Here is a 17,687-nt window from a genome sequence, read left to right as displayed (position 1 = left end):
GACCGGGGCGTCCGGGGCACCCGGGGCGACGGAGCGTCGGCCGCCGACCGGAGCGGCCGACGCACTGTCCTGGCCCGGCCCGTTACCCGTCCCGTCGGCAGGCGCCCGGGTCAGAGCTCCGCGAGCGCCGTCTCCAGGATGTCCAGACCCTCGTTGAGCAGGTCCTCGCCGATGACCAGCGGCGGCAGGAAACGCACCACGTTGCTGTACGTACCGGTGGTCAGGACCAGCAGGCCCTCCTGGTGGCAGGCCTTCGCGAGTGCGGCGGTGGCCTCGGCGTTCGGCTCCTTCGAACCGGACTTGACCAGCTCGATCGCGATCATCGCGCCGCGCCCGCGGACCTCGCCGATGATGTCGAACTTCTCCGCCATGGCGCCCAGACGCGCCTTCATGATCTCGCCGATCCGGCGAGCCTTGGCGTTCAGGTCCAGCTCGCGCATGGTCTCGATGGCGCCGAGCGCCGCCGCGCACGCCACCGGGCTACCGCCGTACGTACCGCCGAGGCCGCCCGCGTGCGCCGCGTCCATCATCTCGGCGCGACCGGTCACCGCGGCCAGCGGCAGACCGCCCGCGATGCCCTTGGCGGTGGTGATCAGGTCCGGGACGATGTTCTCGTCCTCGCACGCGAACCACTGCCCCGTGCGGCAGAAACCGGACTGGATCTCGTCAGCGACGAAGACGATGCCGTTCTCCTTCGCGAAGTTCGCGATGGCGGGCAGGAAGCCCTTCGCCGGCTCGATGAAACCGCCCTCACCGAGCACCGGCTCGATGATGATCGCCGCGACGTTCTCCGCGCCGATCTGCTTGGTGATCTGCGAGATGGCCTGCTCGGCGGCCTCCTGCGCACAGTTCTCCGGGCCGGTCAGCCAGCGGTACGGGTAGGCCAGCGGCACTCGGTAGACCTCGGGCGCGAACGGTCCGAAACCGTGCTTGTACGGCATGTTCTTCGCGGTCAGCGCCATCGTGAGGTTCGTCCGGCCGTGGTAGCCGTGGTCGAACACGACGACCGCCTGGCGCTTGGTGTAGGCGCGGGCGATCTTCACCGCGTTCTCCACCGCCTCCGCACCCGAGTTGAACAGCGCGGACTTCTTCGCGTGGTCACCCGGCGTCAGCTCCGCGAGCTGCTCACAGACCTCGACGTACGGCTCGTACGGCGTGACCATCGCACAGGTGTGGGTGAAGTCGGCGAGCTGCGCCGTGGCGCGGCGCACCACGGCCTCCGCGCTGTTGCCGACCGACGTCACGGCGATGCCGGAGCCGAAGTCGATGAGGGAGTTGCCGTCGACGTCCTCCAGAACACCACCACCGGCGCGCTGGATGAAGACGGGCAGCACCGCACCGACACCACTCGCCACGGTGGCCTGCTTACGCTCCCACAGCGCCTGCGACTTGGGGCCGGGGATCGCGGTGACGACGCGACGCTCCTGGGGGAGGGCGGGGCCTCCGGACAGTTCGGTCATGGCAGTCTCCTGGGGGTGGAAGGGGACGTACGAAAGGTCTTTTCCCGCAGGCTAGGGGCGGTGACGGGGGTCTGGCATGTTCCGTTCGGGAGAAGTGCGCGTGTTGCGTTGTCCGCGCCGGACATAGCGAGGGCACGGGGCCAGTAGATTGAGCGGCGGCGTACCGCACGACGGCGCACCCGCGCCGCCGCCACGCGGGCACGGCCCACGCATGACGCAGGCACAGTCCGAGGGGGACGAGGGGCACCGGTATGGACACCGAGGGCACGCACGACGCACCGCACACCGTTCCGCCGCCACCACACGGAGCACCCCGACCCGAACCCACCGTCCCGCGCCCGGCCGCCCCGCCCGCCGCCCCGTCGCAGGCCGTTCCGCCGCCCCCCGCGGCCCCGCCGTCCGCCCCGCACGAGGCGGCGCCCGAACCCCCGGTCCTGCGCTGGCTCCGCACCCCGCGCCCCGCCGCCGCGCCGGGCATCTGGACGTACGGCCACCGCCCCCGTCCCGCCGCCGACCCCGACCGCGCCCCGCTGCGGCAGCTGATCAGCGGGGCGGTCATCTCGGCGCTGTGCGGGTGGCTGTTGTGGTCGTTGCTGTGGAACGGGTATCTGGGCACCTACTGGGTGTGGCCGCTCTACGCCCTCACCCCGGACTCCTGGCGCACCAGCGGCACTTTCACCATCTGGGTCGTCAACCTCTACTACGGGCTGTGGATCGCCGGTATCGCCGTGGTCTTCGGCCGGCTCGGCCGCTGGCCCGAGCTGCTCCGCCGGGCGGCCGGTCCGCTGCTGCGGCGGACACGGGAGCGCGCCCCCATGGCGCAGCCCGAACCGGCCGCGGACCGCGCGCAATGGCCCGAGCTGCGCGCCGCGGGCGCCGCCGACGCCGCCGACAAACTCACCGCCGAGGCCCGCACGGGGCGGATGAACGACGTCGATGTGGCCCGTATCGACCACGCATGGCGCGCCGCACGGGGCGACGCGGGCCGCCTCGCGTCCTTCACCGACACCGTCCTGCGGCACGGCGCCGCCGCCGGCGTGCACCCCTCCGGCGCGCGGGACCTGCCCCGCAGGAGCGCCCACCACGACCTGTTGGCGCACCAGGTACGCATCGGGGTCGCCGCCGACCACGAACGCAACCCGCACCGGCACCGTGGTGCCGGTCTCGCCCTGGACCCGGGCCTGCTGGGAACCTCCCTGCTCGCCGTCGGTCCGCCGGGCAGCGGTAAGACCGGCCGGGTGCTCAAGCCGGTCGTCGAGTCGATGTGCCTCCAGGCGCTCGCCCGGCGGTGCGCCGTCGTCGCCGTCGGCCCCATGGGCGCGGACCTGGGGCCCGATGACGCCTTCGACGTGGTGGTCCGTGTCGGCCGTCCCGATCAGGACACCGATCTCGATCTCTACGGCGGGGCGACCGACCCCGACGAGGCGGCCGGCATCCTCGCCGAGGCCCTGGTCGGGGATCTGGCGGCAGGTCAGCCCGGCGCGGACGGCCGACGCGCGGCGACCGCGCTGGGGCAGCTCCTCGGCCCGTTCCGCGCCGTCCACGGCCGTTTCCCCTCCGTGCCGGAGCTGCGTGAACTCCTCGACGGTGTGCCGGAGCCGGTGGCGGAGCTGCGCACGGCCCTGCGCGCCGCGGGCGCCACGGCCCAGCTGCGGGAACTGGACGCCCGCGCCCGGCAGGCCGAGCGGCCGGACGATGCCGGGGCCCGGCTCGCCGACCGGATCGCGCTGCTGGACCGCCCCGCCTTCGCCGGGTTCTTCGACACCACGGGGCGCACCCGCCAGGTGTCACTGCGCTCCCTCGACCAGCCGCTGCGGGTACGCGTCGAACTCCCCGAACGGGGCCACGCCGAGGCGTCGCGGATCCTCGCCCGGCTGATGCTGGCCCAGTTCACCGAGTCCGCCGTGGCCCGCACCGACCGCTCCCTCTTCGCCTGTCTGGTCCTCGACGACGCGGCGCACACCGTCACCGCCGAGGCGCTGCGGGGCTTGCAACGGCTGCGGGCGGCCAACGCGGGCGTGGTGCTGTCGCTGCGCGGGCTGGACGATGTCCCCGAGGCGTTGCGCAGCACGCTGCTCGGTGCGGTCGGGTGCCGGATGGCATTCGCCGGCATCACGCCCTGGGACGGGGCGCGGTTCGCCGAGGTGTGGGGCAAGGAGTGGGTGGAGACCCGCGACGTGACCGACCGGCAGATCATCGCGTACAGCGCCGCGGGCAAGGCGTTCCACGCGTTCCGCCGCGTGGCCACGGGCAAGACGGCCACGGCCAAGGCCATCACCGTCCGCACCGTCGAACGGGAGCGCTGGTCCGCCTCCGACCTCGCCAACGCCGTCCCGCCCGGCCACGCGGTGCTCTCGGTCACCTCGGTACGCGGTGACCACGCGCCGCCGGTTCTGGTCGATCTGCAGAGGTAGCGAGTTCTCCGGTGCTCCGTGGGCGGGGCGCCGGGGAGTTGTCGATGGCCCTCCGCCGCGGCCCCGTGCGCGGCCCGTCTCCTTCCACGCGCCGCGCATGGGGCCGCAGCGGAGGGCCGAGAACCGGTGGCGGCGCCTCGTGTAGGGCCCTACGGCCTGAGAGCTGTCGGCGAACGTGCGCGGTGCCCCGCCGTGGCCGCATGGGGCGGCGCCGCCCCACGCGGCCGCCCCATGCGCGGCGCCCTGCGGTCCCTCGGGGCCACGAGGGAGCCCCGCGGTTGCCCCCGTACCGTCCGTGCCCGCGCCGTACGCCGTGCCGCACGGTGCGGGAGCGGCGCGGATGCGCCCTGGTCGGCGGTGTGTGCCGCCCGGCTGCTCCGGTCGCCGCTGAGGCAGAATCGGTGGTGACCGTTCATACGGGACGGCCCAACCCCGGGCGGTGCCGCCCCCGCCCCACGGCGGTGGCCGCCGGCCCCGTAGCCGTCGAAGGTTTCATGCCGCACACCCTCGCCTCCCTGGTCAACCACACCGCGCTCAAGCTGACCGTGCTCGCGGGCGAGGACCGCCTCGACGTCCCCGTCCGCTGGGCGCACGCCAGCGAGCTGATCGACCCGGTGCCCTACATGGAGGGCGGCGAACTGCTGCTGATCACCGCGCTGAAACTGGACGCCGAGGACGAGGAGGCCGCGCGCGCCTACGTGCGCCGGGTCGCTCGCGCGGGTGTCATCGGCCTCGGCTTCGCGATCGGCGTCAATTACGACGAGGTGCCCCAGGCGCTCGTCTCGGCGGCGCGCGCCGAAGGGCTGCCGCTGTTCGGCGTGCCCCGCAGAACTCCGTTCATCGCCATCAGCAAGGCCGTGTCCGCCGCCGTCGCCGCCGACCAGTACCGCGCCGTGACCGCCGGGTTCGAGGCCCAGCGGGAACTGACCCGCGCCGCCCTGAGCGCCGAAGGGCCGAGCGAACTGCTGGCCCGGCTCGCCGCGCACCTGGACGGCTGGGCCGCCCTGTACGACGCGTCCGGCGCCGTGCTGGCCGCCGCGCCGGAATGGGCGGCTCGCCGCGCCGCCCGGCTCACCTCCGACGTCGCCCGGCTGCGGGAGCGCCCCGCGCCCGCCAGCGCGGTGATCAGCGCGGCGGAGGGCGACGACCGCGTCGAACTCCAGTCGCTGGGCACGGGGCGGCGGGCACGGGGCGTCCTCGCGGTCGGCACGGGGGCGGCCCTGGGGACGGCGGAACGTTACGCCGTCCACTCCGCCGTGGCCCTCCTCACGCTCGCCACGGAGCGCTCCCGCGCCCTCCAGGACGCCGAGACCCGGCTCGCCTCCGCCGTGCTGAAGATGCTGCTGGTCGGCGAGCCGGACCACGCCCGTTCCGTGGCGGGACGGCTCTACGGAAGCTTGCTTCAGGCCCCGTTCCGGGTGCTGGTCGCCGAATCGGTGGCCGGCGCCGCCGCCGACGGCGCGGGGCCGGGCGCGCTCGACGGCCTCGCGGATGTCCTGGAGTCCGCGGCCGCCCGTACGGGGGAGGCGGTGCTCGTCGTCCCCGAGACGGGGCGGCTGACCGCGCTGGTCGCTGACGGCGGGGCCGCAGCCGACGCGTGTGTCCGCTTCGCGGCGGACGCCGAGGACCGTCCGGACACGCCCTCCCCGTCACGCGCCGGCGCGCCCCGTGCAGAGGCCCCGTACGGAGGCACGGGGCTGGCGGCGGGGCTCTCCGCGCCGACCGGTCCCGCCGTCGCGCCGACCGCACACCGTCAGGCAGAACAGGCGCTCTCCGTCGCCCGCCGACGGGGCCGCGTACTCGTCGAGCACGAGGACGTCGCCGCCGGATCCGTCCTTCCGCTGCTCGCCGACGACGCCGTCCGGGCCTTCGCCGACGGTCTGCTGCGCGCCCTGCGGCAGCACGACGCGACGGGCCGCGGGGACCTCGTGGCCTCGCTCCGCGCCTGGCTCTCGCGGCACGGTCAGTGGGACGCCGCCGCCGCCGACCTCGGGGTGCACCGCCACACGCTCCGGTACCGCATGCGCCGCGTCGAGGAGATCCTGGGCCGCTCTTTGGACGACGCGGACGTACGGATGGAACTCTGGCTCGCCCTCAAGGCCACCTCAGGCACCGAGAACCCCCACGGCACCCCCAGCACGCCGGGGGAGTGAACCCACCCCCACCGGCCGTACGCTCCGCATGGGGCATGGGGCATGGGGCATGGGGCATGGGGCATGGGGCATGGGGCATGGGGCATGGGGCATGGGGCATGGGGCATGGGGCATGGGGCGGTCCTTGACCGCCCAGGCCCTCCTCCCCGCAGGCATGGAGCGCAAAGCCCGACGCCTCGTGCGCGTACGGCCACGGCCGACCGATGGCACGGGGCCCCGGGCGCGAGGCACCGTGAAGACGCCTGGGCCGGTGACCGCGCCGGGCCCCGTCCATCCCGCGGGTGCCCCGTGCGAGCGCGCGACGCCTGCCCCACGCATGGCGCATGGCCCCGCCCCACGCAGGCGACGCCGCCCCACGCGCCGCGCCATGGGGCCTGGGCGCGCCCCCAGTCCGATGGCCGGCGGGGCCGTGTCCCGCCGTCACACCCGAAGCCCCATGAGGTGGTGGCCGACGAGGCCCCATGGGGCGGTGGCCGACGCACCCCGGCACCCACCACTCACCGTCCCGCGCCGCCCCGGGCGTCCCTGCCTCGTCCATCGCGGAGAGACACACGGACGGATTGCGCCGCTTCGGACAAACGTCAGGGGAACGTCGCACCCCTACGGTGGGGGCAGAGTCGACAGCGCGGATCTGCTCGCCGGTCCGTGCGCACCACCCACCACTTCGGAAGGGCCGGGATCCACGTGCCGAACCATGCTGCAGCCCCCACCGCCTTTTGGGTCGCCGGCCGCGAGGCCACCGGTGACACCACCTTCGACGTCACCTCCCCCTGGGACGGACGGCTCGTCGGCACGGTGAGCGTCCCGACCGAGGAGCAGGTCGAGGAGGCCATCACCGCCGCCCTCGCCGTCCAGGACGAGTTCGCCGCCACGCCCGCCCACGTACGCGCCGCGGCCCTCAGCCACGTCGAGCGCCGCCTGGTCGAGCGTACGGAGGAGATCGCGCAGCTGATCTCCGCGGAGAACGGCAAGCCCATCAAGTGGGCGCGTGGCGAGGTCGGCCGCGCCGTGTCCGTCTTCCGTTTCGCGGCCGAGGAGGCCCGCCGCTTCAACGGCGGCGAGGCGCAGCGCCTGGACACCGACGGCGGCGGCGCCGGACGCCTGGCGCTGACCCGCCGCTTCCCGCGGGGCACGGTGCTGGGCATCGCCCCGTTCAACTTCCCGCTCAACCTCTGCGCCCACAAGATCGCCCCCGCCCTCGCGGCAGGTGTGCCGATCTTCCTCAAGCCGGCCCCCGCCACGCCGCTCTCCGGCCTGATCCTCGGTGAGCTCCTCGCCGAGACGGACCTCCCGGCCGGTTCCTGGTCGATCCTCCCGGTTCCCAACGACCGCATGACGGCGCTGGTGCAGGACGAGCGGCTGCCCGTCATCTCGTTCACCGGTTCCGAGAAGGTCGGCTACGACATCCTCGACTCGGTGCCCCGTAAGCACTGCACGCTGGAGCTGGGCGGTAACGGCGCGGCGGTCGTCCTCGCCGACTACGCCTCCGACGCGGACCTGGACTGGGCCGCCCAGCGGATCGCCACCTTCTCCAACTACCAGGGTGGCCAGTCCTGCATCTCGGTGCAGCGGGTGATCGCCGACGCGCAGGTCTACGACCGCCTGGTCCCCAAGATCGTCGCCGCGGTCGAGGCGCAGGTCACCGGTGACCCGTCCGACGACGCGACGGAGGTCGGCCCGCTGGTCAGCCAGGCCGCCGCCGAACGCGTCGAGGCGTGGGTGGACGAAGCCGTCGCGGCCGGCGCCACGCTGCTCACGGGCGGCAAGCGGGAAGGCGCCGCGTACGCCCCCACGGTGCTCGCCGACCTCCCCGCCGACACCACCCTCGCCCGCGAGGAGGTCTTCGGGCCGGTGCTCTCGGTGACCCGGGTCGAGGGCGAGGCCGCCGCGTTCGCCGCGGTCAACGACTCCAAGTACGGGCTCCAGGCCGGAGTGTTCACCCACGACGTACAGACGGCGTTCCGTGCGCACCGTGCGCTGGAGGTCGGCGGCGTGATCATCGGCGACGTGCCCTCGTACCGCGCCGACCAGATGCCGTACGGCGGCGCCAAGCTCTCCGGCGTCGGCCGCGAGGGTGTCCGCTACGCCATGGACGACTACACCTACGAGCGGGTTCTGGTCCTGACCGGCCTCGCCCTCTGAGGGGCGGCGCCCGGCCCGCCGGCCGCGGCGCGCCCCCCTCACCCCGGCTCGGGGCGTCGCAGATCTTCACGGAACGGCCCCGCGGCGGGCCGTTCCGTCTTTTCCGGGGCGTGTCTCCCGGCTCGCAGCCGGCCCGGGGCTCCTCTGCCCCATGCGCAGCGCATGGGGCAGAGGACCTGTGCGTGGAGCCGCGCCGTGCCCCCTTTGCGCCGTCCCATGCCTGGGGCGGCGGCGTCCCCCCCCCGTACGAGCCGGCTCCGCCGCATGGCGCGGCGGCCCCATGCGGCGGCCGGCCCCGCTCGGCACCACGTGGCTGCTCCACCGCCTCGCCGCCCCGTGCAACCGCCCCGTGCGCCCGCGCACCGCCGCCCCTCCGCCACGCGGAAGCACACCGCTCGCCCGGCCCCGCGCGGCCCGCCCGGGAAGCGCGCCCCCGCCTGCCCGTACGGAGCAGACGCACCGCCCCACCGGCCCAACCGCACGCACGGGCCGAGGAGCCCGTAACCCCAGGCCGGTGGCCCCTTCCGGGAAGGCCCGAGGACCGCGCAGCATTGGTGTACAAGCCGCATACCGGGTAATCCTCGCAAGTAGTCCACGAGTGCCCAGGGGGCGCCGTCCCGTCGGCCCCGGTTCGTCGGCACGTCCATCCGCACGCGGCGAGGTGAGCCCGACATGTCCGCTCCGACCACCCGCAACGTCTCCGAGCGCGAGGCACGGCAGGTCGCCGAGGCGGCCCGGGAACAGAACTGGCGCAAGCCCAGCTTCGCCAAGGAACTGTTCCTCGGGCGCTTCCGGCTCGATCTGATCCACCCGCACCCCAGCCCGGCGGCGGAGGACGTCCGGCGCGGCGAGGCGTTCCTGGCCGCGCTGCGCACGTTCTGCGAGACACGGATCGACGGCGCCCGGATCGAACGCGAGGGCCGGATCCCCGACGAGACCGTCAACGGACTCAAGGAACTCGGCGCACTCGGTATGAAGATCGACACGAAGTACGGCGGGCTCGGCCTCACGCAGGTCTACTACAACAAGGCGCTCGCCCTCGTGGGCTCCGCCAGTCCCGCCGTCGGTGCCCTGCTCTCCGCGCACCAGTCGATCGGCGTCCCGCAGCCCGTGAAGCTCTTCGGCAGCCAGCAGCAGAAGGACACCTTCCTGCCCCGTTGCGCCCGTACGGACCTCTCCGCGTTCCTGCTCACCGAGCCGGACGTCGGCTCCGACCCGGCGCGCCTGGCGACCACCGCCGTCCCCGACGGCGACGACTACATCCTCGACGGGGTGAAGCTGTGGACCACCAACGGCGTCATCGCCGATCTGCTGGTGGTCATGGCGCGGGTCCCTGCCGTAGCCGGGCACCGGGGCGGCATCACGGCCTTCGTCGTCGAGACCACGGCGCCCGGGATCACCGTCGAGCACCGCAATGCGTTCATGGGCCTGCGCGGGCTGGAGAACGGCGTCACCCGCTTCCACCGGGTACGGGTGCCCGCCGCGCACCGGATCGGCCCCGAGGGCGCCGGCCTGAAGATCGCGCTGACCACCCTCAACACGGGACGGCTGTCGCTGCCGGCGATGTGTGTGGGCTCCGGCAAGTGGGCCCTGAAGATCGCCCGGGAGTGGTCGGCCGTCCGCGAGCAGTGGGGCAGGCCGATCGCCGCGCACGAGGCCGTCGGCGCCAAGATCTCCTTCATCGCCGCGACGACCTTCGCCCTGGAGGCGGTCGTCGACCTCTCCTCCCAGATGGCCGACGAGAACCGCAACGACATCCGGATCGAAGCCGCCCTCGCCAAGCTCTACGGCTCCGAGATGGGATGGCGGATCGCCGACGAACTGGTCCAGATCCGCGGCGGCCGCGGCTTCGAGACCGCCGACTCGCTCGCCGCACGGGGCGAACGCGCCGTGCCCGCCGAACAACTGCTGCGCGACATGCGCATCAACCGCATCTTCGAGGGCTCGACGGAGATCATGCACCTGCTGATCGCCCGGGAGGCCGTCGACGCCCACCTGACCGTCGCGGGCGACCTCATCGACCCGGAGAAGAGCCTCGGCGACAAGGGCAGAGCCGCCGTCGACGCCGGCCGCTTCTACGCCCGCTGGCTGCCCCGGCTCGTCGCCGGCTCCGGGCAGCTCCCCACCGCGTACGAGGAGTTCGGACCGCTGGCGGGGCATTTGCGGTACGTCGAACGGTCCTGCCGCAAGCTGGCCCGCGCCACCTTCTACGCGATGTCGCGCTGGCAGGGGCGGATGGAGACCAAGCAGGGCTTCCTCGGGCGGATCGTCGACATCGGCGCCGAACTGTTCGCGATGAGCGCCGCCTGCGTACGGGCCGAGCACCTGCGGCTGACCGGCGACCACGGGCAGGCGGCGTACCAGCTGGCCGACGCCTTCTGCCGGCAGTCCCGCCTCCGCGCCGACGCACTCTTCACCCGGCTCTGGTCCAACACCGACACCCTCGACCGCAAGGTCGTCTCCGGTGTCCTCGACGGCGCCTACCGCTGGCTGGAGGACGGCGTCGTCGACCCCAGCGGCGAGGGCCCCTGGATCGCCGACGCCACCCCCGGTCCCAGCACGCACGAAAATGTCCACCGCCCCATCCGCCGACCCGGCACCGGGGCGCCGTAGGACCGGGACGGGGCGGCAGGACCGGTACCGCACCGGCGCGACGGGGGAGGGGCGGGGAGCCGAGGGCACTCAACAGGGCCCACCGCATGGGGCACCTGCGTGGGGCCGCGCACAAGGCGCCCGTACAGGGCTGTCCGCACGAGGCGCCCGCAGGGGGCCCGGCACGTGGAGCCGTCCGCATGGGGCCCGGGACATGGGGCCGTCCGCGTGGACTCGTCCACAGAGGGCCCGGCACGTGGGGCCGTCCGCATGGGGCCCGCCCCACGCGCCGGGCGGGCCCCACTCCACCGAGGCTGGGTGCCCCCGCCCCGCGCCACGCAGGCGCCCCGTGCGACGTGCCCCACCAAGCCGCAGCCCCCTCTCCCGAACAGGACCCCGCCCCGGCGCATGGCGCCGCCACCCACGCCCCGTCCCCACGCATGGGGCGACGTTCCGCCCCACGCGCCCTGCCCCGTCCCTGCCCCCGCGCCCGCACCGGGCGACGGCTCCGCCCCCACGCATGGGGCGATGCTCCGTCCCGCGCATGGGGCGACGGCTCCCCCCGCGCCCCACCCCACGCGCCCGCATCGAGCGACGGCTCCACCCCGCGCATGGGGCGACGCCCCGCCGGCCCCGCGCCCGCCCTGCCCCGTTCGCCCGTTTCCGTCGCGCCGTATGTGCCCGGACGCCGACGCGGGGGGCGTGGCACCCCGGCGACCGGCCACAATGGACCCCATGACCGACTCCCTCGCCCACCCGCACCTGCGTTTCACCCCGGCTCCCACGGGCCCGGAGGCGCAGCACGGTCCCCGCGACATCGTGATCCTCGGATCGACCGGTTCCATCGGCACCCAGGCGATCGACATCGTGCGGCGTAACCCCGACCGCTTCCGGGTGACCGCGCTCTCCGCCGCCGGCGGCCGGGTGGACCTCCTCGCCGAGCAGGCGCACCAGCTGCGGGTCCGCACCGTCGCCGTGGCCCGCGAGGAGGCCGTACCGGCGCTGCGGGAGGCGCTGCGCGCGCGGTACGGCGCGGGGGAGCCGCTGCCGGAGATCCTCGCCGGCCCCGACGCGGCCACCGACCTCGCCGCCTCCTCCTGCCACACGGTCCTCAACGGCATCACCGGCTCCATCGGCCTCGCACCGACGCTCGCCGCCCTGAAGGCCGGACGGGTGCTCGCCCTCGCCAACAAGGAGTCGCTGATCGCCGGCGGCCCGCTGGTCAAGGAAGCCGCCGCCCCGGGGCAGATCATCCCCGTCGACTCCGAGCACTCCGCGCTGTTCCAGGCGCTGACCGGCGGCGCCCGCCAGGAGGTCCGCAAGCTCGTCGTCACCGCCTCCGGCGGCCCGTTCCGCGGCCGCAGCCGCGCGGAGCTGGCCGGGGTCACCCCCGAGCAGGCGCTGGCCCACCCGACCTGGTCCATGGGGCCCGTCGTCACCATCAACTCCGCGACCCTCGTCAACAAGGGTCTCGAAGTCATCGAGGCACATCTGCTGTTCGACGTCCCCTTCGCGCAGATCGAGGTCGTCGTCCATCCGCAGTCCTACATCCACTCGATGGTGGAATTCACCGACGGCTCCACCCTCGCCCAGGCCAGCCCGCCCGACATGCGGATGCCCATCGCACTCGGTATGAACTGGCCCGACCGCGTCCCCGACGCCGCGCCCGGCGTCGACTGGACGACGGCCCGGACCTGGGAGTTCTTCCCCCTCGACGCGAAGGCGTTCCCCTCCGTCCCGCTCGCCTGCCACGTCGGCGACCTCGGGGGCACCGCGCCCGCCGTCTTCAACGCCGCGAACGAGGAATGCGTCGACGCGTTCCTCCACGGCGGGCTGCCTTTCACAGGGATTGTGGATACGGTCGCCGAAGTGGTCGCCGCGCACTCCGTGCCCGGACGGGGAACTTCCCTCACCGTCGCGGACGTACTGGAGGCGGAGACCTGGGCGCGCGCCCGCGCCCGCGAACTGGCCGCCCGTGCGGCACGTACCCCTTCGGAGGCTCGCGCATGACGACCTGGATGACCATCCTCGGCATAGTCGTCTTCGTCGTCGGCCTGCTGTTCTCCATCGCCTGGCACGAGCTCGGCCATCTCTCGACGGCCAAGATGTTCGGCATCCGCGTGCCGCAGTACATGGTGGGCTTCGGGCCGACGCTCTTCTCCCGCAGGAAGGGCGACACCGAGTACGGCATCAAGGCCGTCCCGCTCGGCGGCTACATCCGCATGATCGGGATGTTCCCGCCCGGTGACGACGGAAAGCTCCAGGCCCGCTCCACCTCACCGTGGCGCGGCATGATCGAGGACGCCCGTTCGGCCGCCTTCGAGGAGCTCCAGGAGGGCGACGAGAAGCGGCTCTTCTACACGCGCAAGCCGTGGAAGCGCGTCATCGTGATGTTCGCCGGGCCGTTCATGAACCTGATCCTCGCGGTCGCGATCTTCATGGGCGTCCTGATGGGCTTCGGCATCAACACCCAGACCACCCGGGTCGGCTCGGTCTCCGACTGCGTCATCGCCGCGTCCGCCAAGACCGACAAGTGCCCCACCGGCGCCAAGGACTCCCCGGCCAAGGCCGCGGGACTGCGCGCCGGGGACAAGATCGTCAGCTTCGACGGCCGGCCCGTCCCCGACTGGGACACGCTCCAGGGACGGATCCGCGACACCACCGGTCCCGCCGCGCTCGTCGTCGACCGCGACGGCACCCGCCGCACCCTGCACGCCGACCTCATCGAGAACAAGGTCGCCAAGACCGACGGCCACGGCGGCTATGTCGACGGCCAGTTCGTCACCGCCGGATTCCTCGGCTTCACCCCGGCCAGCGGCGTCGTCCAGCAGTCCTTCGGCCAGTCCGTCGACCGCATGGGCAACATGGTCCAGCAGGGCGTCACCTCCCTGATCCAGCTCCCCGGCAAGGTCCCCGATCTGTGGAACGCCGCCTTCAACGGCGCGGAACGCAAGCCGGACTCCCCGATGGGCGTGGTCGGCGCCGCCCGCGTCGGCGGCGAGGTCTTCTCCCTCCACATCCCCCCGGAGCAGCGCGTCGCGACGATGCTCCTCCTGGTGGCGGGCTTCAACCTCTCCCTCTTCCTGTTCAACATGCTGCCGCTGCTCCCGCTGGACGGCGGCCACATCGCCGGCGCCCTGTGGGAGTCGCTGCGCCGCGCCTTCGCGAAGGTCGTCCGCCGCCCGGACCCGGGCCCGTTCGACGTCGCCAAGCTGATGCCGGTCGCGTATGTCGTCGCAGGTGTGTTCATCTGCTTCACCCTGCTCGTCCTCGTCGCCGACGTCGTCAACCCGGTCACCCTCACCGGATAGCGCGAAGCGGCAGGTCACACAGGAGGACGGCCGGATGTCCCGCGGAGTGCCGCGGGCGTCCGGCCGTCGTCCTACGGCGCGGCCGGGCGGCCACGATGTGCTTCGGGGAACCCCGGTGCCGTAATCTCGGAGGCCGGAGCCCGCCGACTTCGGGACCTAGATCCACACCTTGGGGTTGCTCGCCAGATGACTGCCATTTCGCTGGGAATGCCGGACGTACCGACCAAGCTTGCCGACCGCAGGGTCAGCCGCAAGATCCACGTCGGGACGGTACCCGTAGGCGGAGACGCACCGGTGTCGGTGCAGTCGATGACGACCACCCGCACCTCCGACATCGGTGCCACGCTCCAGCAGATCGCCGAGCTGACCGCCTCCGGCTGCCAGATCGTCCGCGTCGCCTGCCCGACCCAGGACGACGCCGACGCGCTGCCCGTCATCGCGAAGAAGTCCCAGATCCCGGTGATCGCGGACATCCACTTCCAGCCCAAGTACGTCTTCGCCGCCATCGACGCCGGCTGCGCCGCGGTCCGCGTCAACCCCGGCAACATCAAGAAGTTCGACGACCAGGTCAAGGAGATCGCCAAGGCGGCCGGGGACGCGGGTACCCCCATCCGCATCGGCGTCAACGCCGGTTCGCTCGACGCGCGGCTGCTCGCCAAGTACGGCAAGGCCACGCCCGAGGCGCTCGTCGAGTCCGCGCTGTGGGAGGCGTCCCTCTTCGAGGAGCACGGCTTCCGCGACATCAAGATCTCGGTCAAGCACAACGACCCGGTCGTGATGGTCAACGCCTACCGCCAGCTCGCCGCGCAGTGCGACTACCCGCTGCACCTCGGCGTCACCGAGGCGGGCCCGGCCTTCCAGGGCACCATCAAGTCCGCGGTCGCGTTCGGCGCGCTCCTCTCCGAGGGCATCGGCGACACCATCCGCGTCTCGCTCTCCGCGCCGCCCGCAGAGGAGGTCAAGGTCGGCCTCCAGATCCTGGAGTCCCTCAACCTCAAGCCCCGCCGCCTGGAGATCGTCTCCTGCCCGTCCTGCGGCCGCGCCCAGGTCGACGTGTACAAGCTCGCCGACCAGGTCACCGCCGGTCTGGAGGGCATGGAGGTGCCGCTGCGCGTCGCCGTCATGGGCTGCGTCGTCAACGGTCCCGGCGAGGCCCGCGAGGCCGACCTCGGTGTCGCCTCCGGCAACGGCAAGGGCCAGATCTTCGTCAAGGGAGAGGTCATCAAGACCGTCCCCGAGTCGAAGATCGTCGAGACGCTCATCGAAGAGGCCATGAAGATCGCCGAGCAGATGGAGAAGGACGGCGTCGCCTCCGGCGAGCCCGTCGTCACCACCGCCGGCTGACCTCCGCGTCCCCCGCCGCACCGCGCCCGCCGCGACCGAGCCCCGCCGCCCCGTACCCAGGGGCGGCGGGGCTCACACGCAGCGCCATAGGTGGTGTCCGACGACGGGAGGTACAGTGCGAGAACCTGCTCCTGCCTGGCCTCCCAGGCCCGCACCGGTGAGGCTTTCCGACACGTGCTGACGACCACCACCCTCAAGGTTCTGGAGCCGGGGGAGCTCGACGCCGCCCTGGAGGTCCTGGACCGCGACCCGGTCGCCAACGCCTTCGTCGCCGCCCGCGTCCAGGTGGCCGGGCTCGATCCTTGGCGGCTCGGCGGCGAGATGTGGGGCTGGTACACCGGCGGCCGCCTCGAATCCCTCTGTTACGCCGGGGCCAACCTCGTCCCCATCTGCGCCACCCCCGAAGCCGTCCGCGGCTTCGCCGAACGTGCCCGCCGCCAGGGCCGCCGCTGCTCCTCCCTCGTCGGCCCGGCCGAGGCCACCGCCGCCCTGTGGTCCCTCCTGGAGCCCGCATGGGGCCCCGCCCGTGAGGTCCGCGCCCACCAGCCGCTCATGGTCACCAGCTCCCCGTCCGCGGAGATCGCGCCCGACCCGTACGTCCGGCGCATCCGCAAGAACGAGATGGAACTGATCATGCCGGCCTGCGTGGCCATGTTCACGGAGGAGGTCGGCATCTCCCCGATGGCCGGCGACGGCGGACTCCTCTACCAGGCACGCGTCGCCGAACTCGTCGGCTCCGGCCGCTCCTTCGCCCGGGTCGAGAACGGCAAGGTCCTCTTCAAGGCCGAGATCGGCGCCGCCACCCCCCGCGCCTGCCAGATCCAAGGTGTCTGGGTCGACCCCGAACACCGCGGCAAGGGCCTCTCCGAAACCGGCATGGCGGCCGTCCTGCGCTACGCCCTCGCCGACGTCGCCCCCGTCGTCAGCCTCTACGTCAACGACTACAACACCGCCGCCCGCGCGGCGTACCGACGGGTGGGGTTCGAGGAGGTCGGCGCGTTCATGAGCGTGCTGTTCTGACAGGGGCGGGGCGCCTGGGGCGGCATGCGGCGTTCCGGGCATGGTGCGTGAGGCGCTGCGTGGCGCGGTGCGTGAGGTGCTCTGCGGTGTGGCGCGTGGTGCGTTCTGTGGTGTGGCGCGTGATGCGCTCGTGGTGGTGCGGCCGTCGTTCGTGCCGGGCGTCGTCCGCGCCGTGCGGCACCGCTGCACTCGCGCACGGTGCGGACGCCGCGTCGGTGCGGTGCCCGAGGCCGTCCGCCCCGTGCGGCCGCGCCGTCTCGGCGCCCCATGCGGCCGCGCCATGCGGCGACGCACCATCGGCTCGGCCGTGCGACGGCGCCTTGCGTCGCACGGTTCTGCCCGGCCGCACCACCGTGACCGTACGGCTGTGACCGTGCTGTTCCGGTCGTCCGCCTTGTACGCTCCCGACCATGGATGACATCGCGGTCGGCCCCCTCGATCTCGCCGCCCGTGTGGATGACGCGCTGGCGGTCCAGGCCCTCGCCTTCGGCCTCACCGACGGGGAGATGGCCATCCGCCGCCCCATCATCCTCCGGCACCTGCAGTGCCCCGGAGCCCGCGCGCTGGGCGCCACCACGCCCACCGGTCGCCTCGTCGGCTTCATCTACGGCATGCCCAACGACCGCGCCCACTGGTGGTCCGGCGTCGTCGAGCCCTACCTGCGCGCCCAGCGGCTCGACCACTGGCTCGACGACTCCTTCGTCATCACCGAACTCCACGTCCACCCCGCGTACCAGCACCGCGGCATCGGCCGGCGGCTGATCACCGAGCTGACCGACGCCACCACGTGCCCCCGCAGCATCCTGTCCGCCCTCGACACCGAGAGCCCCGCCCGCGCGCTCTACCACTCCCTCGGCTACCAGGACCTCGCCCGCCGCGTCCTCTTCCCCAGCGCCCCCACTCCCTACGCCGTCATGGGCGCCCCCTTGCCCCTGCCCCGCCACTGACGTCACGCGCCCGCGCGGGGCCCGCCGCGGAGGGGGCAGCTGCGCGGGGCGGGTGCGGGGCCGATACGGGACGGGTGTGGGCCGATACGGAGCTCTTCGCATGGGGTGGCCAGGGTGCGTGCTCCGTATCGTGCGGGTCCGGCGCACGCCGCATGGGGCGGCCCGACGCCCGGAACGTGGGGCAGGCCGGGGCCGCACCCGCAGTGACCTGACGGGACTGCCGCCGCCTCGCGCGCCGCCCCGAGGCCGGGGCCCGGCGTCCCGGGGCCCGGAAGCCCCAGGGCCCGGCGCGCGGTAGCCGCCC

General features: G+C 73.6%; 10 protein-coding genes. 9 read left to right on the top strand and 1 reads right to left on the bottom strand.

The window, feature by feature from the left end:
• Window positions 1-110: 110 nt before the first annotated feature.
• Window positions 111-1,460 carry a 4-aminobutyrate--2-oxoglutarate transaminase gene (gabT, locus tag ACZ4M8_RS05550; RefSeq protein ID WP_467603583.1) on the bottom strand — a complete coding sequence of 450 codons (1,350 nt, stop codon included), beginning with the start codon at window positions 1,458-1,460 and terminating at the stop codon, window positions 111-113.
• A gap of 251 nt (window positions 1,461-1,711) precedes the next feature.
• Here gabT and ACZ4M8_RS05545 point away from each other — a divergent pair, with 251 nt between their 5' ends.
• The 9 genes from ACZ4M8_RS05545 to ACZ4M8_RS05505 all read left to right on the top strand — a co-directional run bounded on the left by ACZ4M8_RS05545 (window position 1,712) and on the right by ACZ4M8_RS05505 (window position 17,383).
• A complete protein-coding gene (locus tag ACZ4M8_RS05545) occupies window positions 1,712-3,874 on the top strand; it encodes a type IV secretory system conjugative DNA transfer family protein (protein WP_467603581.1) in 2,163 nt (720 codons plus the stop codon).
• A 494-nt stretch (window positions 3,875-4,368) separates the two neighbouring features.
• Window positions 4,369-6,027 (top strand): PucR family transcriptional regulator, encoded by a 1,659-nt coding sequence (locus tag ACZ4M8_RS05540; RefSeq protein WP_467603579.1) that lies wholly within the window; start codon window positions 4,369-4,371, stop codon window positions 6,025-6,027.
• Between the two features lie 684 nt (window positions 6,028-6,711).
• A complete protein-coding gene (locus ACZ4M8_RS05535; protein ID WP_467603578.1) occupies window positions 6,712-8,169 on the top strand; it encodes an aldehyde dehydrogenase family protein in 1,458 nt (485 codons plus the stop codon).
• Between the two features lie 672 nt (window positions 8,170-8,841).
• Complete coding sequence (locus tag ACZ4M8_RS05530; RefSeq protein ID WP_467603576.1) at window positions 8,842-10,782, top strand: acyl-CoA dehydrogenase family protein; 1,941 nt, start codon at window positions 8,842-8,844, stop codon at window positions 10,780-10,782.
• 714 nt (window positions 10,783-11,496) lie between these two features.
• Window positions 11,497-12,771, top strand: coding sequence for a 1-deoxy-D-xylulose-5-phosphate reductoisomerase (gene dxr / locus ACZ4M8_RS05525; RefSeq protein WP_467603574.1), 1,275 nt, complete (start codon window positions 11,497-11,499; stop codon window positions 12,769-12,771).
• Window positions 12,768-14,072, top strand: a complete 1,305-nt coding sequence (locus ACZ4M8_RS05520; protein WP_467603573.1) for a M50 family metallopeptidase — start codon at window positions 12,768-12,770, stop codon at window positions 14,070-14,072. Before dxr ends, ACZ4M8_RS05520 begins: the two co-directional genes overlap by 4 nt.
• A gap of 186 nt (window positions 14,073-14,258) precedes the next feature.
• Window positions 14,259-15,416 carry a flavodoxin-dependent (E)-4-hydroxy-3-methylbut-2-enyl-diphosphate synthase gene (gene ispG / locus ACZ4M8_RS05515; protein ID WP_399085093.1) on the top strand — a complete coding sequence of 386 codons (1,158 nt, stop codon included), beginning with the start codon at window positions 14,259-14,261 and terminating at the stop codon, window positions 15,414-15,416.
• A gap of 174 nt (window positions 15,417-15,590) precedes the next feature.
• Complete coding sequence (locus ACZ4M8_RS05510; protein ID WP_467603570.1) at window positions 15,591-16,436, top strand: GNAT family N-acetyltransferase; 846 nt, start codon at window positions 15,591-15,593, stop codon at window positions 16,434-16,436.
• Window positions 16,437-16,846: 410 nt separating this feature from the next.
• A complete protein-coding gene (locus ACZ4M8_RS05505; protein WP_467603569.1) occupies window positions 16,847-17,383 on the top strand; it encodes a GNAT family N-acetyltransferase in 537 nt (178 codons plus the stop codon).
• Window positions 17,384-17,687 lie beyond the last annotated feature (304 nt).

It is taken from the genome of Streptomyces sp. NPDC027185, from assembly GCF_055567035.1.
Note: the sequence above shows the minus strand (reverse complement) of the source record. Positions and strands in the feature narration are given on the sequence as shown.